This is a genomic window from Liquorilactobacillus uvarum DSM 19971, assembly GCF_001434935.1.
In the GTDB taxonomy this organism is placed as follows: domain Bacteria; phylum Bacillota; class Bacilli; order Lactobacillales; family Lactobacillaceae; genus Liquorilactobacillus; species Liquorilactobacillus uvarum.
On the sequence record NZ_AZEG01000006.1, the window covers coordinates 40,081 to 63,858 of the forward strand.

Genomic DNA, 23,778 nt, shown 5'->3' on the forward strand with positions numbered 1-23,778 from the left:
TTGAATTTGTCAAAAATAGAATTAACTTAGAAAAAATTTGAGGGATGAGGAGAGGACAAAATTATGATTGAAGATATCGCCAGAAATAAGCATGAACTAATCGAAGGATTTTATTTAGTTTTTCAGCCAATATTCAAAGTATGTCCGTCAGGAACCCCCCAAATTGTCGATTATGAAATTCTATTGCGTGCTGCTGATCATTGCTTCCCCAAGGATAGGTTTCAAAACATAATAGAAGATGAGGATCGGAATGGTATCTTTTTGTCATGGTTTGCCGGAAAATTAGTTGAGTTAATAACTCATTTTCCACAAAAAAAATTCGATATAAATATCGAGCCACAACAACTACAATACCAAAGTACATGGGACTTTCTTTCAAGAATGAGTTCATACAGCGATCAACTTATAATTGAAATTACAGAGAGAGCACCTTTGTATTTTGAATACTCTTCTAAAAATGCTATAATTTTGGAGGGTTCTTTGAGCAAAATAAAGAGTTTGGGTTACGAAGTCGCACTTGATGATGTAGGGAACGGACAAAATAGCCTAGGTGAGGTTGTCAAAAATTACCCTAATATAGATCGTCTTAAATTCTCGATGGTTTGCTTTAGGAACATTAAAGATCAGATCGAGCTTAATTTTTTGAAATCTTGGATCAAGCTATCTGAGGAATATCAACTGGAAATTGTCGTTGAAGGTATCGAAACTAAAGAAATGTCAGCTAAACTTGTCGAAGATAATTGTTATTGTCTGCAACAGGGATTCTACTGGCAATTTCCCAAGGGAGTAGATAGTCTGAATTAGAAGAAGTTGTGGGTGTAGTGGATAAGTTTATATTTTTAGTTTTATTAATGCCGATAATGATAGTTAGCCTCTTATTCGCCAAATATGTTTTTTATGCTAAAATCTTTCAAAAACTTAAACGACCTGTTTTTTTCTTGATGGTCGTTTTGTTGTTTATTACACATCAGTACTTTATTGTTTCGTTTGCGATGAATAATGTTGGTTTTGTTTGCTACCAGTACGTTCTAGCCATGGCATCATATTTTATCAATAAAAAATACGGGATAGTGCTGCTGTTTCTTTCTGCTTTTACAGTTAATGTTTATCTAGCGATTAATAACAGTACTAATTTTTTTCGTCTTCTGCTGGCAGCAGTTATTTTTTTGGGTGTACTGATGGTTGTCAGTTGTATTGAAAAGGTATCAAGAAAACATATACTGATTGGTTATGCTGTTGCTAATATTTTGATTAATACTTCTGTTCCTTGGCTTTTTGCAACATTGTATCCAGAAAGATCTTACTCAATTGGTTCTATGTTTTTAGTGGCAGTGGGAAGCTTGTTGATTAATATTTTGATAGGTTTATATACGTATAGTGTTGAAGCAGAGAGTAGGAAAATTGCGCAGATTGAAAGAAGAGAATCACACGATAAGTTGACGGATTTGTACAATTACAATGCTTACAGCAGATTTATTGAAAAAATAAAATTTGAACCGCAAGGTGACTGGCTGACGGTAATGATCGATCTGGATCATTTCAAGCAGGTTAATGACACATATGGTCACCTTGATGGTAATGAGGCTTTAAAATTTTTTTCGCGTAGTTTGAGTGACTTTATAAGGCAGAATATCATAGCTGAAAGCCGATTGTTCCGTTTTGGTGGAGAAGAGTTTTGTTTGCTTATTAAGGATTATCCTGCTGAGAGATGTTTTGAAAAGATGGATAAATTTCAGGAATTACTGCATGAGAAGCCGTTTTTTACTCAAGATGGGCACAAATTAAGCCTTTCATTTTCTGCTGGATTGGCTTCTACCAAGGATAGTGAGCAGGACGTTCTGTTGATGATTAGAAATGCTGACGCAGCACTTTATATAGCTAAAAGAAGCGGCAAAGGACGGGTCGTATGTCCCGATTGTCATTTCTGAGTTTCAGAATTTTATGTTTTCGGATATTAATCTCGGATTTTATGGGATATCTGCATAAAGAAGCTGTAACAACAGATGTCAGGTTTTGAACATCAACTGTGGATTGTGGAACATGGATCAATGTCTGTGGTTAAGCGGCAGAACGTGACTATTGAAGTATGTTAATTCATATAATACAAGGTAAGAAACAGCCCCAAAGTTAAAGTGAAAAGACTTTAATTTTGGGGCTGTTTCTATGGTTAAAGTTTTAAAGAAGGCAAAGTTTAAAGTGTTCATGGAATGTTTTGAGACAGCGAAACAAAAAGTTTCACATGAAACTAATCGTAATGGAGATATAACGCCTAGAATTTTTGGTTATTAAGCTAACTTTTTAAATTCAACTTCAACTTTCTAAACTGTTTTTCGGAATTTGATCTCCGGTAGGTGTTGCTTCTTGTACTTTTTTTATATTAAAATTAGAGTGGCTTTTCTAAAAATATAGACAGAGTTATACTTTATTAAGATACTTGCGACTTAAACTAATAGAAAAAATTAGTAATGTTTCATTATTTCAGTGACTGGCTTGAGAGATGAATTAATCGAAGTGCAAGCATAAGAATAAGAGAAAATGGGGTGGCACTTTGAAAATTAGAATGACAAAAAAAATGATTTTGAGCATTGCGATAATTTTGTTTGTTGTATGTATTGGGGGTTACATAGGTTTTAGATACTTGAATGTTAAAAACAATAATAGATCAAAAGTTGTCCCGACACTTTATTTACATGGCTGGGGAGCATCTGGAAATTCTACTAATAACATGATTGCATACGCTGAAAAGCATGATCGTGCCAAGAAGGTTTTGAAGGCGATTGTTTCAAAGAAAGGCAGTGTAAGGTTTATTGGAAGGTGGGCTAAAAAAGACAAACATCCGATAGTTCAAGTTATTTTCAAGGATAATAAAGAAAATAACTATCTGACAACAAGTAAGTGGTTTAAAAACGTGGTATACCTTTTAAAAGAGCGTTATCGCATAAGAAGTTTTAATGCTGTAGCCCATTCAATGGGGAACCTGACACTTATGTACTATGAGTTAGATTACGGAAGAAATAAAAATTTACCTCAGCTTAGAAAAGAAGTAAATATTGCAGGACATTTCAATGGAATTGTCGGAATTGATGATAAAATTAACCAAAATAAACTTCTGAAAAACGGGAAACCGGAATTTTTAGATAAATATTATCGTTATCAACTAGCCCATCGGCAAAACTTTCCTAAAGGTCAAGTTGATATTCTGAATATCTTCGGAAATTTAGAGGATGGAAGCAATTCTGATGGGAAGGTTACGCGAGTATCTGCGCGATCACTTAAATATTTGTTACACGATAGGTATAGAAGTTATCAGGAGATTGAAATCAGAGGACCTCATGCGCAACATAGCAAGTTGCATGAAAATAATCAGGTAAACAAAATAGTTGGAGACTTTCTTTGGAATCAAGGGTAATCTTGCTTTTAAGCAAATAAATAAAGAGACAGTAAAAACACGCTAAAACATTAGTTTTGGGGTGTTTTTACTGTCTCTGGAGCAAGCACTGATTAAATGGCCGCTAAGGAGTTAAACAATTTTTATTTAATCTTTTTTTAATGTAGTGGTATTTATTAAATCACGATTGTAATAATAATTCTAAAAGAACGGTTTGGACGCTGTTGCCAAAATGTATTTCAGCTGATTTACAGCACTAAAACAACTTATTTATTAGTTTTATAGCAATTATATGTCATAGAGTTTAGTGCTGCAGCACTAAACATTGGATTGAGGTTTAGGCTTTAAACCATATTAATGATTAAAAAAGTATGATATTTTTATTTCAACAGAATTAAATAATGATTAAAAAGAGGGCGATTGGAATTATAAAGCATCACGAATGTAAAAAGCAAGCATGAGACGGAATCGTTCTTCGTTTGAATCAAGTTTAGATTTGAGGATCTCCTTGATTTTTCTAATGCGGTAGTTAATTGTATTTCTATGAGTATAAGTTAATTCGGAAACAGCTTTGATACTGCAGTTTTGCTGTAGATAAAGCTTAAGTAACGCAACGTAGTCTGTTTCATGTTCTTCATCATATTGAAGTAGGGGTTCTAATGTTTGCTGAGAGTTTTCCTTCAGTATTTCGAGATTATTGACGGAAAGGACTAACTCATTAATTCCATTTCTTTTGAAAAAACAAATTGAGGAAGAATTTTTTTTCTGAATATGGTCCATGATGTATTTGACTTGTTTGTAGGCTTTATGGAGATCCTTAACAGAATTTACTGTTTCACTGACACTTGTTTCAAAATCAAATTTACCAAAACGTTTTTTCAACATAGTGTCAATTGTATGAGCAAATTTGTCGAGTTGGGCAGCATAGGCACGATTGATTACGATAAAAAGAGCCTCATCATAATCAAAAATGCAGTTATCCAGTCCGTAGTTATTGAGAATAATTTGAATGTTCAAGTGTAATTGACCATAAAACTTAGTATCCATTTTTTGAATATTAAAGTTTTTACCGTTAATTGCAACAATAGCATATGTTGCATCTAAGCTGAAATTATTTCTTTCAAGCTGAATTTCATAAAGTTCAGGATTATTTGGCCGAAAGATAGCATTTTTAATACTACCCATCAAGCTGTAGGATAATTGCTCAGTTAAAAAAATGCGGTTGCAATAATCACGGATAATATCAATCAAGTGAACTTTCCAAGGAACGCTGATCAACGGAAAATTCAGTTTGCTGCATTTATCAATGATATCTTGCGGAATTTCAGTGATGAATTTACCGGTATTTACTATTAAGGCGGTGGCTCCTGAATGAGTAACCTTATCGACATATTCGGAAAACCAAGAAGGAGAGTCCATACCGATACCTGTTGTGATGACTACTTCATTTCCATGGAGATATTCCATCGTATCGATGTTTTCTAAAATATGGATCCAGCTGAATAATTGATCAAGGCCTTCACTTCCAGCTAATAGATTCATGTGATATTTTTCCTTGGTTGCATAATAAACTGTGCGTAATTTGATGGCCATCATTTCACCCCTTGAAAAGCTTAACTTTTAATTATTAATCATTATAAATTATATTTTTGTATAGTCAATGAAAGAAGGAATTCAGATGTTAAGTAAAGAATTGCCGAAAATTATTACACCAGCACTGCCTGGGACAAAAGCAAAAGTAATTTTGCAGAAAAGGAAGGATTACGTACCAGCTGGAGTTACTTCTGCTTATCCAGTTGTGATTGAGAATGCGAAGGGAGCGATGATTCAAGATCCCGATGGCAATTTATTTTTGGATTGGGTCGGAGGTGTGGGAGTTTTAAACGTTGGACACGCACATCCGCGTGTCGTTGAAGCGATAAAAAAACAAAGCGAAAAATATTTGCATGGAATGTTTAACATTGTCACGCACAAGGGGTATGTTGAATTAGCTGAAAAATTGAGTGCTATTGCACCAGTAAAAAAAGCAGAAAAAGCGAAAGTCTTTTTTGCTAATAGTGGAGCAGAAGTTAATGAAAATGCCGTTAAAATTGCGAAAACCTACACAGGACGTTCGAACATTATCGTCTTTTCTGGAGCATTTCATGGCAGAACATTACTAACAATGTCAATGACTTCAAAAAAAGCTTATACAAAAGGTACAGGACCGTTGGCAAATGGTATTTTTAGAGCAGATTTTCCATATAGTTATCGAACACCTAAGGGGATTAATAAAGAGGATGAGTTAAGTTATTATCTTGAAAGAATCACAAAAGTTTTTGAAGAATGTGCCCCTGCAGAAGATGTTGCAGCTCTAGTTGTTGAGCCCCTTCAAGGTGAAGGAGGCTTCATACCGGCTCCCTTATCTTGGGTCCAAGCAGTTCGAAAAATTTGTGATGAAAAAGGAATCTTGCTCATCGCAGACGAGGTGCAAACTGGTTTTGGGCGAACTGGAAAAATGTTTGCTACTGAATATTGGAAGGAAGTTGATGCTGCTCCTGACATCATTACCATGGCTAAATCTATTGCGGATGGGCTGCCTTTAGGTGCTGTGGTGGCTGATCAAAAAATAATGGATAGTGCTGCGGCCGGGGTCATCGGCGGTACATTTGGTGGAAATGCAGTTGCATGTGCGGCTGGATTAGAGGTCTTGAAGATTATCAAAGACGAAAAACTGGTTGAGCGTTCACAAGAGATAGGTGAGCGTTGTATGAAAGAATTCAAATCCTGGCAGAAAAAGTATAAAGTTATCGGCGATGTTCGCGGGTTAGGGTCAATGATCGGAATTGAATTTGTTGAGGATCGTGAGACCAAGAAACCAGCAACTATTTTTGTGAAGGATCTTATTCAGACCTGTGTAAAAAAAGGCTTGATTATTGAGAGTGCAGGAGTCTATGGTAACGTAATTCGTTTCTTAGCACCGCTTGTGATAACTGATGAGCAATTAACTGTCGGTTTGTCTATTTTAGAAGAGGCAATTCAAGAATTAAGTTAAACTTGTTCAGCATAAGGTTAGCGAAAGCAAAGTGACAAGTGACCGTAAGCATTTTTAGATAAAGGTCTCAAATGAAGAATGAGTAAAAGCAATGAAAGTTCTCATTAAGATATACATTCGTGGTTACTTTGCAAAGAGGAGGGAAATGAATGTCAGAAACTGATCAGAGTATGTTAAAGATTACTGAACTTTCCAAATATTACGGTGAAAATCATGTCTTGAAAAAAGTGAATTTAAATGTAAAAAAGGGAGAAGTTGTCTGTATTATTGGTCCATCAGGCTCAGGCAAAAGCACTTTTTTAAGATGTATCAACTTATTGGAAAGACCATCCTCAGGGAGCATTTTCTACCAGGGAAATGATGTGTTAGATGGAAAATGGAAAACTAATGAGTATCGGCAGCATGTGGGAATGGTTTTCCAAGGATATTATCTATTTCCCTTTAAAAAAGTTCTTGACAATATTACGATGGCGCCGCGAACTTTGAAAAATAAAGATAAGGCTGAAGCAGAAAAGGAGGCGTTTGAACTTCTGGAAAAGGTTGGGTTAGCTGACAAAGATAATGTGTACCCTGCATCTCTTTCAGGAGGGCAAAAGCAGAGAGTGGCAATTGCACGGGCATTAGCGATGAATCCTGAATTGTTACTGTTTGATGAACCAACATCGGCACTTGATCCAGAACTTGTTGGAGAAGTTTTAAGAGTTATGAAAGAGCTTGCCGAAGAAGGAATGACCATGGTCGTAGTGACCCATGAAATGGGTTTTGCCCGAGAAGTTGCTAATCGAGTTATTTTTATGGAGGGCGGCTACATTGTTGAAGAAGGAACTCCTGAAGAGATTTTCGGAAATCCCAAGAATGAAAGAACCCGTGAGTTTCTTGCACGCGTTCTTTAAAGAAAGGAGTTTTTAGATGGATTTAAAATGGTCAGAAGCTATCGAAGGGTTAGGGCCCTCACTATTACAAGGGGTCGTTGTTGTTTTACAGGCTACAATTATTAGTTTTATATTGGCTACCATTTTGGGATTGCTGATTGCAATGTGCAGGCTTAGCAAATGGAAAGTTATTCGTGGAATTTTTGTTGTTTTTGTCGAGATTGTTCGTGGTACACCACTGCTGGTTCAGTTATTTTACATTTATTATGTTGTCCCGCTTCTTTTAAATCATCTTTTGTCCTCTGGAGGAACACAGCCTAACATTCAATTTACAGCTTTGTCAGCGGGAATTGCAGGGATGACGATCAATTATGGAGCATACATTTCTGAAGTTTTTCGTTCCGCAATTTTGGCGATTGACACGGGTCAAAAGGAATCTGGACTGGCACTTGGTTTTACACAACTGCAGGTTTTACGAAAGATTGTTATTCCGCAAGCGTTGCGCAATAGTATTCCGGTTTTAGGAAACTATTTGGTAATGATGATTAAAGATACATCATTGCTTGCTGTTATTTCAGTAAGCGAATTGCTTCTTAGAACGCAAACATACGCATCACAGACATTTCAAACGATAGAGTCGTATACTATTTTGGCTGTTGTATACCTTGTTTTGAGTCTCCCATTGGCACATGTTATGAAAATGATTGAGAAAAAATTCCATGTAGAAAACTGATTTCGGTTTGTAAAGTTATATCCTGAGGAGGAAGCTTATTATGAAAAAAGCAAAATTAATCTTTAAAGTTGGTCTGCTTGCTTTTATTACAATTTTTTTCTTAACTGCCTGTCAATCGGGTAAGAGTTCCAGTACTGGAAGCAGTAGTTCAAACGAAACAACTTTGCAGAAAATTAAGAAGTCGGGTGTTCTGACTGTTGGTTCATCCAATGATGCTCCATTCGCATATATTGACAACAAAACAAAGAAATTTTCCGGGGTTGACGCGGATATAATTAAAGAGATTGCTAAACGCATGGGCGTCAAGAAAGTTGAGATGAAGCAAGTACCGTTTGAAAATCTGATTGTTGAACTGAACAAAGGTTCGATCGATATGGTTACCGATGCAATGTATATTCGTAAAGATCGTTTGCAAAAAGCTGCTTTTACTGATGTTTGGTATAAAGAAGGGGAAGCCGTTGTTATTCCTAAGAGCAGTTCAGTCAAATCAGTGGCTGATCTTTCGAACAAAGTGATTGGGGCACAAAAAGGAACAGCTTTTCTGGACATTGCTGAAAAATGGAAAAAAGAAGGTAAAGTTAAGGATGTTCAGATTTTTGGAAAACAGACAGATTTAATGCTGGCTGTTAATACAGGAAAAGTAGCAGCCTGTGTAACCGACGGTATTGTTGCAAACTATACCCTGTCCAAAGATCCTTCACTTGATTTGAAAATTTTAACGCCATATAAAGCTGAAGAAACTGGAAAAATTGGGGCTGCAGTCAGATCTAGTGATAAGAGTCTTTTGAAGGAAGTTAATAAACAATTAAATGCTATGAAGAAGGATGGGACACTTAAAAAGATTTTAACCAAATATAATTTGGATGATAGTTATTTTGTGGACGTTAAAGATGGTATTACGGAAAATATTAAATGAGAATTTTAAAGTGTAGAGAGCGAGCGATATGCCAAGTGTGTTACTTTAAATATTGTCTCAAAAGTAGAGTAGAATAAAAGCAAGGGATGGATAACGTTTTTAAACGTAAATTTTTTGACCAATAGTAACTCAGAACCGGGCTAGCAAATTACTTTTGTATATATATTATGAGATTAAAAATTAAAAATTAAATTTAAGGTGTGCCTTATGATAAAACATTAGTTAAATCATAAGGCACACCTGTTTAGTTTTTAGGCAGTTATTTTTTCTCGAAAATTGAAGATCCACAACCATAACTCATAGAAAGGACAATTAATTACAGCGCTTGTTCCTAAGCTAAAAAGCTTTTTTGCATTTATCGTATACGTTAAGTTATTACGTATAGGAACCTTTTAGTTAAAAAAGAAAACGCTTGCATTTTATTTGGAAAAGATTTATACTCGCTTTGTTGAAAACTTGGAACGTTCCAACTATTTGTAAGTGGAGGGATTTTAATGGCAGAGAGTAAATGGTGGCAGAGGGCAGTTGTTTATCAAGTTTATCCAAAAAGCTTCCAAGACAGCGACAATGATGGTATTGGTGATTTAAGGGGAATAACACGTAGACTAGGCTATATCAAAAAATTAGGTGTCGATGTTATATGGCTTAATCCAATTTACAAGACTTCAAATGTTGATGGTGGTTATGACATATCAGATTACAAGGCAATTAATCCAACATTTGGGAAAATGGCAGATTTTGAAGAACTTTTAACCAAGGCGCATAAATTCGGATTAAAAGTTATGATGGATCTGGTAGTTAATCACAGTTCGTTTGAACATGAATGGTTTAAAAAAAGCTTAGTGAAAGGAAAAAACAATCCGTATCGTGATTATTATATTTGGCGTGATCCAGTCGATGACCATGAACCAAACAACTGGGGTTCGTTTTTTTCAGGTCCGGCTTGGACATATGATAAAGAATCTAACCAATATTATTTACACTTGTTCGCTAAGGAACAACCTGATTTAAACTGGGACAATCCTGATTTGCGCCATTCAATTTTTGAGATGATGAATTGGTGGGCAAGTAAAGGAATTGATGGATTTAGAATGGATGTTATCTCACTAATATCTAAACCAGATGGTTTGCCAGATGCGCCTAAAGGCAAAACAGCTCTTTATGGAAACGCCGGAGATCTTGTTGCTAACGGGCCACATGTCCATGAGTATCTGCATGAAATGAGTCAGCAAGTTCTAAGTAAGTACGATTGGATTACTGTTGGTGAAACAGCGGGCGTAACAGTCGAAGAGGCATTGAAATATGCAAATTTGGATGGGTCCGAACTAAACATGGTATTTCAGTTTGAACATATGGGGCTTGATGGAAATCGAGATTCTGCACTTGGCAAATGGGATGATCGCCATGTTTCACTGCCTAAATTGCGTGAAAGTTTAGTAAAGTGGCAGAGGGCTTTGAATAAGAAGGCATGGAATAGTTTGTACTGGAATAATCATGATCAGCCACGCGTTGTTTCTCGGTTTGGCAACGATGATCCTAAATATCGCGTGCTTTCGGCTAAAATGTTAGCCGCTGTTCTACATTTTATGCAAGGGACGCCTTATATTTATCAAGGTGAAGAGTTAGGTATGACCAATGCTGGTTTCGAAAACTTAAAAGACTATCGTGATGTTGAATCACTTAATGCTTATCATGAACTAGTAAATAGAATGAAAATATTAGATGACAAGACGATGCTCAGATATCTTCGTGCTCGTTCACGGGACAATGCACGCACACCAATGCAATGGAATGCTAGTTTGAATGCGGGTTTCAGTGAACATACACCTTGGATAAGGGTTAATTCAAATTATAAAGAGATCAATGTTGAAGCTGCTCTAGATGATCCAAGTTCAGTATTTTATTTTTATCAGCACTTGATAGAGTTACGTCATAAATTACCAATTATCACTCAAGGCGAATTTGAACTTGTTTCAGGAAATGAAAAAGATAAATCTGTCTTTTCCTACACACGTAAATTGGAAAAACAGACAATATTAGTTATAGCCAATTTCACGGCAAATAAAGTTGAACGTAATTACGATATACCATATTCGGGTAAGGTACTGATAAAGAATTACGATGATGATTGCGGGGAAAAACTGCGACCTTACGAAGTGAAAGTGTATGTGTACTAGTAGCGGTATATGATAATAAAATTTTGTGAAAAATGTTTTTTGAGGAGGGTTAAAAATGGCAAGAAATGCAAAGGTTGAGCAGGGAAAAAATGAAGGAATTTTACCTTGGAATGAGCGTCTTAGTTATGGGGCAAGCGACTTTGCGTGTAGTTTTACCTTTAGTTTGATTGGAACTTATTTAATGTATTTTTATACGGATGTGTTTGGAATTACCGCTGCTGCAGTTGGGACCTTAATGTTGGTTGCACGAGTCATTGATGCTTTTGATGGGCCGTTTTGGGGAATAATGATTGATCATGCGCATACAAAATGGGGCAAAAGCCGCCCATTCTTATTGTGGTTCAACGCCCCGTTTGCAATTTTTACGGTACTTTGTTTTACAACACCCAATTTACCAATGTTCTGGAAAATTGTATGGGCTTACGTAACATATATTGGAATTGATGTCTTATATTCGGCTGTTAATATTCCACTAACGTCAATTTTGCCTAGTATGACTGAAAACTCAGATGAACGAGTACTGTTATCAACGATTAGATCCTTATTCTCAAATTTGGGTGGGACGCTGATATCAGTGATTGCTTTGCCATTGGTTGCACTTTTTGGTAGTGGTAATAATAAACGTGGTTTTTTCTTGCTAGCAGTGATGGCTGCCACAGTTTTTTTTGTCATTTATCTAGTGGTTTTCGCGAATTTAAAAGAAAGAGTGCAGACTAAACAGTCACAGAAAGCTTTGCCAATTAAGGAATCATTGAAGGCATTAAAAAGTAATTGGCCTTGGGTGATTGTTATCGTTTTAAACTTTGTTTATTGGCTGGGGATGCAGGCTAAAGGACAAGTTACAATTTACTTTTTCAAGTATAATCTTGGACGTCCCGGCCTAGTTTCCTTTGCATTATTATTTAATGCAATTGGATTGATTTCAGTCTTTTTAACACCTCGTGTTGTTGTAAAAGTTGGTAAAAAGAACACACTTTTGGCAGGGCTTACAATAAGTGTTATTGGTCAACTGTTTATGGGATTAGGAGCAAGTTGGTTGAATGTTCCAATTATAATTATCGGAACAATTGTAGGTAATTTTGGAAATGGGTTTGTGGGCGCATTAATTGCAGTTCTTTTAGCCGATGCAGTTGACTATGGTGAATGGAAAAATGGTGTACGTGCTGAAGGGATAGTGACATCAGCATCAAGTTTCACCGCTAAGTTTGGAATGGGAATCGGAGGTGCCATCAGTGGTCTACTACTGTCTTGGGGGCACTATGTTCCCAACAAAGCTCAATCTGCTTCTGCACTTTTTGCAATTGAAGCAAATTATATATGGGTCCCAATGCTTGCATTGATTATTTCGTTTGTCTTGATTCTGTTCTACAAGCTGACCCCAGATAAAGAAAGAGAGATGTCCGCATATTTGACGAAAAAACATTTTCGTGAAAGAAATGAAGAATAGCAGTTACTAGGAGAAAGGTGTGTGGTCAAAATGCTAAAAAACAAGCTAGAGATTGATCCAAATGAATTTGCAATGAATCTTATTAAAAGTACTGTTAAAGAGCCTGGAGATACAAATCAACGTTTTATAAAGGAACAGCTAACGTTGTATTTAGAGTCATATTATTTAATTAAGGATTTTAACAAATTAGAAACTAGCCAATTTGAGACGATGAAACATCAGCAAATTTCTGAATTATTTGATAAAATGTTGGTAAGGAGATTCAATCCTTAATATACAAGGAATTATAGCATTAGTAGAAATTGCAGTGACAGCAGGCGTTTTTAAGAAACCAAGCTTTCTATCCTAATTAGGATGACTCTCTTTAAAAAAATATTTTAATGTCTGTTTTTCTCTTAGCCGCTAGAATACTGGTGCTGTTATCTTTCCTGATAGAGGTTGACAAATGTCAAATATGAATGATGTTTCGCACTTGGCTGGCGTTTCACGAGGCACAGTGTCAAATTATATAAACGGTCTTAGGGTACGGCCTGCAGCCCAAAAGCAAATCGAAAAAGCTATTAAAGAATTGAACTATGTTCCAAACGCTGCTGCGCGTACGTTAAAAACAAATCGGTCAAATTATGTTGTGCTTATTATACCAATGGTCAACACACCTTTTTTCTCTGAACTGAGTTATTGTATGCAATTGATCTTAAAAAAAAGTGGGTATAAAATGATCCTCTGCAATTCTAATAATTGTCCGCAAGAGGAAATTGAGTATATCCAAATGGCAAAAAAACAAAAAGTGGCAGGAATTATTACAATGTCATATGCAGATATTAGGGAAATAGTTCCTCCAGATATACCATTAGTGGCGCTCGAAAATAAAGTTGCAGATTTTTTCCCATTAATTGTTTCGGACAACTATCAGGGAGGCGAGTTGGCAGCTGCGAAACTACATGTTCTGGGAGCGGGAAGATTACTTTTTATTTCTAAAGCACCTGTAAAAAATGTTTCTCTGGATAGGGAAAAGGGATTTAAGGACTATTGTAATAGAAATGGTGTTGAATATACACGATTTGTTGCAAAAGACAAAGGCAACTTTACAGATGATTTTCAAGATTTTATAAAAAAAAATCTGGTAAACAAAAAATTTAAATACGATGGAGTTTTCTCCGATTCCGATGAATACGCTAGCGATTTCTGGTATTTGTTGCTGAAGCAAAAAATTGCAGTGCCTGAAGAAGTTCAAATTATCGGATTTGATGCTGCTAAAATTTATCCCAGACAAAAAATCGCACTTTCGTCGATTAGACAACCAATCACTGAAATTGCCAAGCAGGCAGTGCTGGGGCTAGAAAAACAACTGAACAATAATTCGCAAAAGAAGCTTTGTCAGCCCTTAGTGCTGCCTGTTTCGTTTATGCAGGGACAAACAACCAAATAATTAGAGGGCGTTTAAACTATTTGCTTTTAATTATGTCAATTTGAATTAATGAAAGAAAAAAATAATAAGATCTTATTCTTAAAAGGAATAAGGTCTTTTTATTTGTACAAATTTGCTGTGGGGGTATCCTTAATTTTTTCAAATATCAAATTATATAAGTGTACAACACACAACAAAGACGAAATTCTTGCCAAATACTTAAATGTTGAATTTAAATAAAATAATATACTGTATGTTCAATTTTATAACATGTAAGTGCCCCTATAATTTCTTTTAAAACATTTATTTATAAAAAGATATTGATTAAAACTCGCTTGTGTAATAAAATGTTACACAAGTTGCAAATAAGACGAACGTTCGTATTTTAAGGGGGATGCTTTTGTGTTACAAAAAAATAGTCGACTCGATAATTTTTTTCATTTAACTGCTAGAAAGACTGATATAAAGCAGGAGGTTCTGGCTGGGGTGACCACATTTCTCTCGATGGCCTATATATTGGCTGTTAATCCTGAGATCTTAGGAAGTGCAGGAATGGACAAAACAGCTGTTTTCACAGCAACTGTTTTGGCTTCAATAGTGGGAACATTAGTTATGGGGCTTTTTGCTAACCTTCCAATTGCTCTTGCACCTGGTATGGGATTAAATGCTTTTTTTACGTACACCGTTGTTTTAGCATGGCATATCCCATGGCAAACAGCTTTGTCTGGTGTTTTCGTTGCAGGTTTGTTGTTTATGCTGCTGAGCTTCACAAAAATGCGCGAACAATTGATAGATATTATACCTAGTACTCTGAAATATGCTGTTTCGGCTGGGATCGGGCTTTTTATTTCTTTTTCTGGGTTGATAAATGCCAAAATTATTGTTCCAGATAAAACTAGTGGTGTGGCACTTGGAAATCTGCATGATCCAGTCGTATTATTAGCAGTTATTGGAATCTTGATCACATTGGTTCTAGTTATACGTGGCGTTTTGGGAGGAATCTTCATTGGAACGGTAATAACAACTATCATTGGAATTCTTTTTGGAGTGATAGCTGTACCTCGTAGTATTATTGGAGGGCTTCCTAGTTTACATCCGCTTTTTGCCCAAAGCCTTTTTAGCTTATCAAATGTTTTTTCGTTGCAAATGGTTGTAGTAATTTTAACGTTTTTTTTAGTAGGTATTTTTGATACTGCTGGGACAGTTATGGGGGTTGTTACTCAAGGAGGGCTGATTGATGAGAAGCAGCATGTTTTAGGCGGTGGCAGGGCACTTGTTACTGGGGCTGTGGCGACAACGATCGGCGCTGTTTTGGGAACATCCACAACTACAGCATACGCTGAGTCAACTTCAGGCGTTGCAGCTGGGGGACGAACAGGGTTGACCGCAATCGTGACGGCGTTTCTTTTCGCATTATCTTCGATATTTGCACCGCTGCTAGCGGTTGTTACTTCCGCAGTTACTGTTCCGGCACTTATTATTGTAGGCATTTTAATGATGAAAAACGTTCAGTATATCGATTGGAATAAAATGGAACTAGCTGTTCCAGCTTTCTTTACGATCATTATGATGGTTTTGACTTTCAGTATTTCTGAAGGTTTGGCTTTTGGGTTTATACTTTATCCACTTACGATGCTACTAAAAAGGCGCGCTAAAGAAGTCCATCCTATGATGTATGCTTTGATGGTTTTGTTTATCGCATATTTTATCTTTATAATATAATTATTTAATAAGTTAGGGAGGATCTTGTCCAATATGAAGAAAGTAGAAAAATGCATAAAAAATGGGCGAGTACTAAATGTCTTCAGTCGTCAATTTGAAAACAAATCATTGTGGATCGATCACGGTATGATAGTTGCTTCAGGCACTGCTGATGATCTGCAGGCAGATGAATATATTGATGCACACAATGCTTATATTGTACCAGGCATGATTGATGCACATGTACATATTGAAAGCTCGATGGTTGCTCCAAGCGAGTTGGGTAAGGTGCTCCTGAAAAAAGGAGTCACCGCAATAGTAACTGATCCGCATGAAATTGCCAATGTTTGCGGTATTGATGGAATAAAATATATGATAGAGGATGCATCCCAGACTCCATTAGATATCTTTTTTATGCTCCCATCCTCAGTTCCATGCACACCATTTGAGCATAATGGAGCAACCTTGAATGCGAAAGACTTATACCCACTTTATCAATATAAGGAAGTTAATGGGCTAGCTGAAGTAATGGATTATCCCGCAGTGGCCAGAAGAGATTCTGGAATAATGCAAAAAATTCGTGATGCACAAAGCCTTGGGCATCATGTTGATGGACACGGATCGGGGTTGAATTATTCACAACTGGATGTTTATCGTCAAGTCGGCATTGACACAGATCATGAATGTACAAGTTCCGAAGAGGCACAAGAACGACTTTCAGCTGGATTTTGGGTCTTTCTGAGAGAAGGTTCTGTTGAACGAGATCTCCAACATACGATCGATGTTGTAAATGAAGGAAATGCACAGCGCTTTGCTTTTTGTACGGATGATAAACTAATAGACGATATTATAACTGAAGGGTCAATCGATCGTTGTGTTCGTCTAGCCATCAAAAAGGGGATAAGGCCTGAAACTGCTTATACAATGGCGAGTTACAATGCAGCTTGTGCGCATAAGTTGAGTACATCAGGAGTTTTGAACACAGGCTATAAAGCAGACCTTCTCATTTTAGCAGATCTTCAGAATGCGACAGTTGAAAAAACGATGAAAAATGGGCAGTGGATCACGGAGAACACAAGCACAGTTTTGCCATTCAATCAAAACACAGTTCAGCAGCATTTAAAATTGTCAGATCTTAAATTGCCTTTATCAAGTTCTTACTGCAATGTCATTGGGATAAAGCCTAATCATATTGTAACTGATCATTTGAAATGCAAAGTTGCCTGCACTGAAGGCTTTTTCATCAATGATGAGCGACAAGACATTTCGAAGATGGTAGTGGTTGAACGGCATCACAATTTAGGAACATTTGGAATAGGGTTAGTTCATGGTTTTTCACTTAAAAACGGAGCTATTGCCACTACAGTAGCACATGATTCTCACAATATCGTTGCTGTTGGCAGTGATGATGGGTCGATCTATTCGGCAATTCAAAAGATCACTTCTTGCGGTGGGGGAATCGCAGTTGCTTCTGAAGGACAAATTATTGCATGTATGCCCTTAGCACTTGCGGGTTTAATGTCCAAAAAACCATATGATCAAGCTGCAAAAGATCTCCAAGATATCATGGATGCTTATAAAAAAATCAGCTATCCGCAAACTGTCAGTTTTAATCCTTTCATTACATTGTCATTCCTAACTTTACCAGTCATACCTTCTTTGAAGTTGACAGATCAAGGCTTATACGATTTTGATCAAGGTACTTTTATCGATGTTGAAGTTACAGATCACTAGAATATACACGTATCTTTGGTATTTAAAAAAAGCTATATTCAATTAAGCAACTGAATAGGAGTATTAAAATAGCTTGGGTAAGCAGAATGGCTTGCCCAAGCTATTTGTACAAATAAATTGCTGTCTTTTAGGATAAATTTACTATATGCAAAAGGATTAGTTTTTTTGGTTCTAGTATGTTATTTTCTGATCAAATGATATAATTTGGTAAACGGTGTCAATGAGGAGGAAATGATTATGCATTTTATCGCGATTGTTGGTACGAACGCTAAACTTTCGTACAATCGTATTTTATTACGGTTCATTAGGGATCATTTTTCGAATAAAGCTACTGTTGAGGTTTGTGAAATAAAAGATATTCCGATGTTTAATGAGAACATTCCAGAAACAGATCCAAAGACTGTTCAAGAAATTACGGCTAAAATCGAGAATAGTGACGGAGTAATAATTGGGTGCCCGGAGCACAACCACTCAGTGCCTTCACCATTAAAAAGTGTTATTGAATGGCTCTCTTACCGAGTGCATCCACTCAATGATAAACCGGTTATGATCGTTGGAGCATCATATCATCCCCAGGGGTCTTCTCGCGCGCAGCTTCACTTGCGCCAGATCTTGGATACACCAGGGGTAAATGCCAAGGTGCTGCCAGGAAATGAGTTTTTGCTTGGCAACGTCAAAGAAGCTTTTGATGATAACGGAGTCATTAAAGATCAACAAACAATCAAATTTCTAGAAGATTGCTTTAATGAGTTTCTGAGTTTCGTAGAGACACATCGGAGTGCACTAGCATCTAAGAAGGGAACACGACATGAAGATGGCGGAGTTCGTTGGGATAAAGCATATGATGTACTTGTTTTAGGCTTTGGGGCAGCTGGTGCTACTGCAGCGCGCTTTGCGGCAGATAAAGGGGCAAAAGTACTTTTGGTTGATGCTGCACCGGAAGGACATGAAGGTGGTAATACTCGTTATGCTGGTCAAGTTGTTCTAACCGGTTACGATTACGATAAGATGATGGTATATTTTAAGCAATTATTCGGGCCAATCGAAATTGACGAGAAAATATTATCCACCTATGTTGATGGAATAGTTAACATGACTGCATATTTCAAAAAATATTTAGGCATTGAGCAACCAGTGAGTTATAACAAAACTCATCGTGATCCCGATTACCAAGCCTTTGCTAACGGATTGTCACCTGAATATCCCGAGTTTGAAGGATCTGAGACAGTCGATTTAACAACTGTTCATGATGGTTATTTCGATGCTTCACTTTGGAAAAATCTGCGTAAACAAGTTACAGATCGCAGCAATCAAGTGGATGTTTGGTTTTCTTCCCCTGCTAAGCATTTGATTCAAGATCCTGTTTCGCAAGCTGTTTTAGGTGTTCAAATTCAGCGTGGTGAAAGTCTGGTTAATATTCGTGCCCGCAATGGAGTGATTTTGGCGACAGGCGGTTTTGAGAACAATCAGCGTTATATTCAAAATTTCATCGGTGTGCCTAAGCTGAAAGTCATTGGCACTCTATATAACAAAGGTGATGGGATTCAGATGGCACAAGAAGCTGGTGCCGCTCTTTGGCATATGAAGAGTTATGAAGGTTATGGATTTAACACTAGTTTTACTTTTGAAAATTCTGAGGAAGAACGTGGAAAATTCATCTTGGATCCATGGGCAGAGTTATCACACGGCAGCATTTTTGTTGCCGCTGATGATGGTAGCCGATATTTGCGTGAGGATGAACAAGGGCGGCACGGACATGTATATGAGCATGGAAGCTGGCATAATCCAACGGTATATGAACACCCGCATCTTATTTTTGACGAGGCACAGTACAAGAAAATCGATGCACAAAAAAGACCTTTGCCTTATCCGAAGTTCTTCGATATAGCCATTAAAGCAGACACTTTAGCTGAATTGGCCGCCAAAATTAAAGCGGATCCACTTATTTTAGAAAAGGCAGTAAAAGATTTTAGTGAATCTGCACGTACAGGGGCAGATAAGGCTTTCGGACGTTCAACTGCTTCAATGCAGCCTTTTGGGGCAGGTCCTTTTTATGCAACACCACTTGCAACGGCCATGTTAAACACGCAAGGTGGAGCACAGCGGAATGAAAAGGCAGAAGTTATGAGTGCAGTTGGCACTCCAATTCCGCATCTTTATAGTGCGGGAGAGTTTGGTGGAATTAACGCTAACCAGTATAATGGTGGTGGAAATTTGGCAGAATGCTTAATCTTTGGAAAGATCGCCGGTGAAAATGCAGCTCTTCCAAAGGCAGACACATCTAGTGCTTCTTTTGAAGATGATGCACCAACTGCAACAGCTGATTTTGCAATAGCTAGTGATCTGCAAACCACTTCTAATGACGAGATTAAACTTGAAAAAAACCAGTATCTAGGCCGCAGTAATGCAGGAATTGGCGGCGAGATCTTAGTAAAGGTAACTGTTGATGAACAGCAGAAATTGCAAGACGTAGAGATATTGAAACAAAGTGAAAGTGGGGATGTTAGTGCAGAAGCACTTGAAAGGATTCCACATGAAATGGTGACGCGCAATACCTATGAAGTGGATGCGGTCTCAGGTGCTTCCGCAACAAGTAGAGCTTTGAAAGCAGCCGTCAAAGATGCCTTGAGTCAGATTAAAGCAAAAAACTAAACAGTAGGGTTATTTTAGAAAGGAGCAGACTAAAATGAAATTAGTCGCGATTGTTGGAACAAATGCCGCTTTTTCCTATAATCGGATATTGCTGCATTATATGCAGCAGCATTTTGAAAAAACAGCAAAAATCGAAGTATGCGAGATTAGTGAGTTACCGCCATTTTGTGAGGATCTGCCTGTCAGGGAAGAATCAAAAATTATGGAATTGGCTCATAAAATTGTGAAGGCTGATGGTGTGGTTTTTGCTTGCCCTGAATATGATCATTCCATTCCAGCGCCCTTGAAAAGTGCGATCGAATGGCTTTCCTATGAAATAGATCCACTGAAACAAAAACCGGTTTTAATTGTGGGTGCTTCCTATGGACCCCAAGGATCGTCAAGAGCACAACAACATTTACGTCAAATTTTAGCATCTCCTGATGTTAATGCAAATGTGCTGCCGGGAAATGAATTCTTGTTGGGTAATGTAGCTCAGGTCTTTGACAAAGAAAGGCAGTTGGGAGATCAGCAGGCAATTAAACAGCTAGACAGTTGTTTTAATGAATTTCTGAGTTACGTAAGGGTTTTGCAAGCAGACGCCAGAGAAGATAAAAAAATTAACTCTGAGATAAATCCGTTCTTTAGTGATGCAACGGTTCAGTTTGCAACAGGAAAACTGAAGCTGCTGGAAATTCAGCAATTGTTCAGCACATTGCCGTTCGAACTTGATTTTATTGATGCAGACGATAAATTTGCGTGGTTTTCTGATAAACCGCAGCGCGAACACAAGCGTTCAATTGCGGATTTGAATGAACCAGTTAAGGATTGTCACCCACCGAAAGCTGTTCCCGCAGTTTTAAAGATTCTTTCTGATTTCAGATCTGGTGTAAATGATCGTGTTGAACGTTGTTTTATAGCGCAAGGACATCAAATTTACACTCAATACTTAGCTGTCCGTGATACTGGTAATAAATATTTGGGAACGTTAGAGATCACCGGTAATGTGGATCATCTTAAGAACTTGTTGGAAACGGGAGCATTTGGTGGTAAAGCAGAAGCAGATGTGGAAACTTCGCAAAATTACGAAGTGAAAGAAAAAAATAATGCTGATGTTGTAACAGGGGCTTCACAGCATGAGGGAAACGGGAAGGATACGTCTCCAGGAAGTAAGGAGATCTTATAATCGATGAAAGTGACAGCAAATATAGCCCAACAGTGTGTTGAAAAAAGTTTTTTTGCGCTTGGCACGACTATTAATTTGACGGCATTTGGTACAGCTTCTGAAGAAGATCTGGAAGATACCTATCACCTGATAACTGCTTATGAAGATAAATTAACGGTTAATAGAACTAATTCAGAAATTATGGCCATCAACCATGCAGCAGGAAAAGAACCGATACAAGTTTCATCAGGAACCTATCAACTTGTAAAAAAGGCTGTAGAAATAAGCCGAAAACATGAGGGATTTAATGTAGCTATCGGGCCCTTAGTTAAGCTATGGCGGATCGGATTTAAGGAAGCAAATGTTCCAAATGAACAGCAAATTGAGGATAAAAGGTTTTTAACTGATCCTAATCGAATAATCCTTAATGATATGAAGATGTCGGTTTTATTGCCTGAATCGGGAATGGAGCTTGATTTGGGCGGAATAGCCAAGGGATACATTGCTGATCGTATTCGCAGCTTATGGGATTCACGCGGAATTTTAGCAGGAATCATTAATTTGGGTGGAAATATTTTAACGATCGGAGCTTGTCCACTGCATGGAGATCATAAATGGCGAATTGGAGTTCAGAATCCATGGCAAAAAAGGGGAAAGCCGCTTGTATTGGAGAAAGTGGGACCGTGTTCTGCAGTTACTTCAGGTGTTTACGAACGTTACTTTGAAACAACAGGAAAGAAATACCATCATATCTTGGATTCACGAACAGGCTACCCTTTAAAAACTGATCTGGTCAGTGTTACAGTCTTCACCAAGGATTCAATTGTAGGTGAAATCGAATCTACACGTCTTTTTTTTGCTGGTAGTTTACCTTTGAATTGGGGAGAAAAACGTTCAGATCTGTATGGCGCGATTTTTGTTTATCGCGATCAGAGCGTTCACAGGTATGGGTTTCAACAGTAGAACGTATTCAAAAAAGGGTTCTGTGATATTTGGTGTTGATGGATAAAACTCCGTCAATGCCATTTTTGTGTGTAACAAAAGGGATTACTGTACTGCGCTGCAACCAAAACGGCTAAAATATTAATACCTTTAGAATCAAAAAATCTAAAAATGCCATTTTTAGAACAATTGTTGAGTTTTAAAGTTGAGAACTCTTATTTCCCGACATGCTATAATAAGTGAATCAAACATAGAACGGAGCAGCCTTATATGCGCAAGTTGAATATTTTCAGCATACTTTTAGTAATAGTTATCTTAACTGGATGTGGTATTCAGAAGCAAAAAGCAGACAATACCATAAAAAAAACAACACACAATGTTTTGAAATCTGACTCAAAAACATGGACTTTCAGCAAGAAGATTACATCTAAGCAGACCCCGAATGCTGGTGTTTCTAATGACCTATCAACTTCTGTAGTTTCAAAAATCGGTGATATCTCAAATTGGACAACATCGAAAAACCAGTTTGTATCATACCCCATCAACTACAAGCAGATTTCATTAGAGAAATGGCAGCATGATACTCAGAAAAGAATGGTTAAAAGTGCACAAAGAAAAGTCCACTGGATGAGGATTTCGCAGATTAATGCCGTACTTAAAAAAATGGGAGCAGATATTAAAATTAACAAACTGTCAGACTTAGTTTTCTTGGAGACAAAAAGCAGCAATATGCCTTTGGCTCAGGCATTTGTCGCCAAGGGTTATCATTTATACGCAATCAATCCCCAATATACAGATACCGAGCAAACTATTACTATTGACCGTGGTCAAGCATTTACCGATACGCGGACTAAAAAAGCAACCGGACAAGTTGCACCGGACAAACTAAATGGCACGTGGATTGCACCTGAAACTACGACTAGTGCTAGTGATACCGGAAAAATAATGGTCAAAGATGGTTATCTCTATCAGCACCGCTATGATAGTTATGAACGTTCCGCAATTCAGGCTTTGAGTTCCTATTCACTAATATCATTAAATCAAAATACGACTTATGCTTCGCAAAAAACTAATGCAGCTAGGGCCGACTATCAGCTAACTCAAAAATCTGTCGCTAGTGGCGATAGTCTGGGTTATCTTTATCTGTTTGTTAGTGAAAATAAATTGATTCGAATTGGGCAGGGACAAACTACTACCTATAAGAAAACGAGTACGTTGGTGGCAGCAAATGACTTGCCGAAGGATGATATTACTATTTTTGAACAGCTGGATCAGAAAAATCCAGGTGAAGCAGCTTCGACAATTACAGTCAAAGCCGGTCCAGCGATCGTTGGCATGAGCAGCAGTATTAAATATCTGACTGATCCTGATGCCGGGCAAATTACTAGTAATATCCCTGTCGTCAGTCTTGAGAATGGCAAAGTTACCACAAGTGATGGGGAGAGTGGAATTGATTGAGATTGTGGAAGAACAGATTCCTTTTTTTGTTAAATTTTTTTATATTTTTTGATAATTTATTATCTAAACAGAAGTTCAGCTAGAGATTGATTTTACTTAATCTCTAGCTGAACTTTTTATACTCCTAGGTAATATGTCTATCCATTAATACCAAATATCATACAGCTAAAAA

19 protein-coding genes are annotated in these 23,778 nt (G+C 37.3%); 18 read left to right on the plus strand and 1 reads right to left on the minus strand.

Annotated features, from left to right (window positions below):
- Positions 1-63: 63 nt before the first annotated feature.
- The 4 genes from FD20_RS04350 to FD20_RS04360 all read left to right on the plus strand — a co-directional run bounded on the left by FD20_RS04350 (position 64) and on the right by FD20_RS04360 (position 3,409).
- The gene (locus FD20_RS04350; RefSeq protein ID WP_057736369.1) at positions 64-804 is read left to right on the plus strand and encodes an EAL domain-containing protein; all 741 of its coding nucleotides are present in this window, start codon (positions 64-66) and stop codon (positions 802-804) included.
- 17 nt (positions 805-821) lie between these two features.
- Entirely contained in the window at positions 822-1,928 is a 1,107-nt protein-coding gene (locus FD20_RS04355; RefSeq protein ID WP_057736370.1) for a GGDEF domain-containing protein, read from the plus strand.
- A 235-nt stretch (positions 1,929-2,163) separates the two neighbouring features.
- Complete coding sequence (locus FD20_RS13990; RefSeq protein WP_268871938.1) at positions 2,164-2,289, plus strand: hypothetical protein; 126 nt, start codon at positions 2,164-2,166, stop codon at positions 2,287-2,289.
- A gap of 259 nt (positions 2,290-2,548) precedes the next feature.
- Positions 2,549-3,409 (plus strand): alpha/beta hydrolase, encoded by an 861-nt coding sequence (locus FD20_RS04360; protein WP_235807710.1) that lies wholly within the window; start codon positions 2,549-2,551, stop codon positions 3,407-3,409.
- Positions 3,410-3,814: 405 nt separating this feature from the next.
- Here FD20_RS04360 and FD20_RS04365 read toward each other — a convergent pair whose 3' ends face one another.
- On the minus strand, positions 3,815-4,981 hold the full coding sequence (locus FD20_RS04365) for a PucR family transcriptional regulator (RefSeq protein ID WP_057736371.1): 1,167 nt from the start codon (positions 4,979-4,981) through the stop codon (positions 3,815-3,817).
- Between the two features lie 85 nt (positions 4,982-5,066).
- On the opposite strand from FD20_RS04365, the gene FD20_RS04370 reads away from it, so the two are divergent.
- From FD20_RS04370 to FD20_RS04435, 14 genes are all read left to right on the plus strand, one after another.
- Positions 5,067-6,422: an aspartate aminotransferase family protein gene (locus FD20_RS04370; protein WP_057736372.1), complete on the plus strand. Its 1,356-nt coding sequence runs from the start codon at positions 5,067-5,069 to the stop codon at positions 6,420-6,422.
- 149 nt (positions 6,423-6,571) lie between these two features.
- Entirely contained in the window at positions 6,572-7,315 is a 744-nt protein-coding gene (locus FD20_RS04375; protein WP_275453076.1) for an amino acid ABC transporter ATP-binding protein, read from the plus strand.
- A gap of 16 nt (positions 7,316-7,331) precedes the next feature.
- A complete protein-coding gene (locus FD20_RS04380) occupies positions 7,332-8,027 on the plus strand; it encodes an amino acid ABC transporter permease (RefSeq protein WP_057736373.1) in 696 nt (231 codons plus the stop codon).
- 40 nt (positions 8,028-8,067) lie between these two features.
- Entirely contained in the window at positions 8,068-8,943 is an 876-nt protein-coding gene (locus tag FD20_RS04385; RefSeq protein WP_057736374.1) for a substrate-binding periplasmic protein, read from the plus strand.
- Positions 8,944-9,437: 494 nt separating this feature from the next.
- The gene (locus FD20_RS04390) at positions 9,438-11,120 is read left to right on the plus strand and encodes a glycoside hydrolase family 13 protein (RefSeq protein ID WP_057736375.1); all 1,683 of its coding nucleotides are present in this window, start codon (positions 9,438-9,440) and stop codon (positions 11,118-11,120) included.
- Between the two features lie 55 nt (positions 11,121-11,175).
- Positions 11,176-12,567, plus strand: coding sequence for a glycoside-pentoside-hexuronide (GPH):cation symporter (locus FD20_RS04395; RefSeq protein WP_057736376.1), 1,392 nt, complete (start codon positions 11,176-11,178; stop codon positions 12,565-12,567).
- Between the two features lie 30 nt (positions 12,568-12,597).
- On the plus strand, positions 12,598-12,840 hold the full coding sequence (locus FD20_RS04400) for a hypothetical protein (RefSeq protein WP_057736445.1): 243 nt from the start codon (positions 12,598-12,600) through the stop codon (positions 12,838-12,840).
- A 181-nt stretch (positions 12,841-13,021) separates the two neighbouring features.
- Entirely contained in the window at positions 13,022-13,996 is a 975-nt protein-coding gene (locus FD20_RS04405) for a LacI family DNA-binding transcriptional regulator (RefSeq protein WP_057736446.1), read from the plus strand.
- A 381-nt stretch (positions 13,997-14,377) separates the two neighbouring features.
- On the plus strand, positions 14,378-15,697 hold the full coding sequence (locus FD20_RS04410; protein WP_057736377.1) for an NCS2 family permease: 1,320 nt from the start codon (positions 14,378-14,380) through the stop codon (positions 15,695-15,697).
- Positions 15,698-15,730: 33 nt separating this feature from the next.
- Positions 15,731-17,410 carry an adenine deaminase gene (gene ade / locus FD20_RS04415; RefSeq protein WP_057736378.1) on the plus strand — a complete coding sequence of 560 codons (1,680 nt, stop codon included), beginning with the start codon at positions 15,731-15,733 and terminating at the stop codon, positions 17,408-17,410.
- Between the two features lie 237 nt (positions 17,411-17,647).
- Positions 17,648-20,062, plus strand: a complete 2,415-nt coding sequence (locus FD20_RS04420) for an NAD(P)H-dependent oxidoreductase (RefSeq protein ID WP_057736379.1) — start codon at positions 17,648-17,650, stop codon at positions 20,060-20,062.
- A gap of 34 nt (positions 20,063-20,096) precedes the next feature.
- The gene (locus FD20_RS13530) at positions 20,097-21,227 is read left to right on the plus strand and encodes an NAD(P)H-dependent oxidoreductase (protein WP_057736380.1); all 1,131 of its coding nucleotides are present in this window, start codon (positions 20,097-20,099) and stop codon (positions 21,225-21,227) included.
- Positions 21,228-21,230: 3 nt separating this feature from the next.
- Positions 21,231-22,169, plus strand: coding sequence for an FAD:protein FMN transferase (locus tag FD20_RS04430; protein WP_057736381.1), 939 nt, complete (start codon positions 21,231-21,233; stop codon positions 22,167-22,169).
- Positions 22,170-22,418: 249 nt separating this feature from the next.
- Positions 22,419-23,606 carry a hypothetical protein gene (locus FD20_RS04435; protein WP_057736382.1) on the plus strand — a complete coding sequence of 396 codons (1,188 nt, stop codon included), beginning with the start codon at positions 22,419-22,421 and terminating at the stop codon, positions 23,604-23,606.
- The last annotated feature ends 172 nt before the right edge of the window (positions 23,607-23,778 follow it).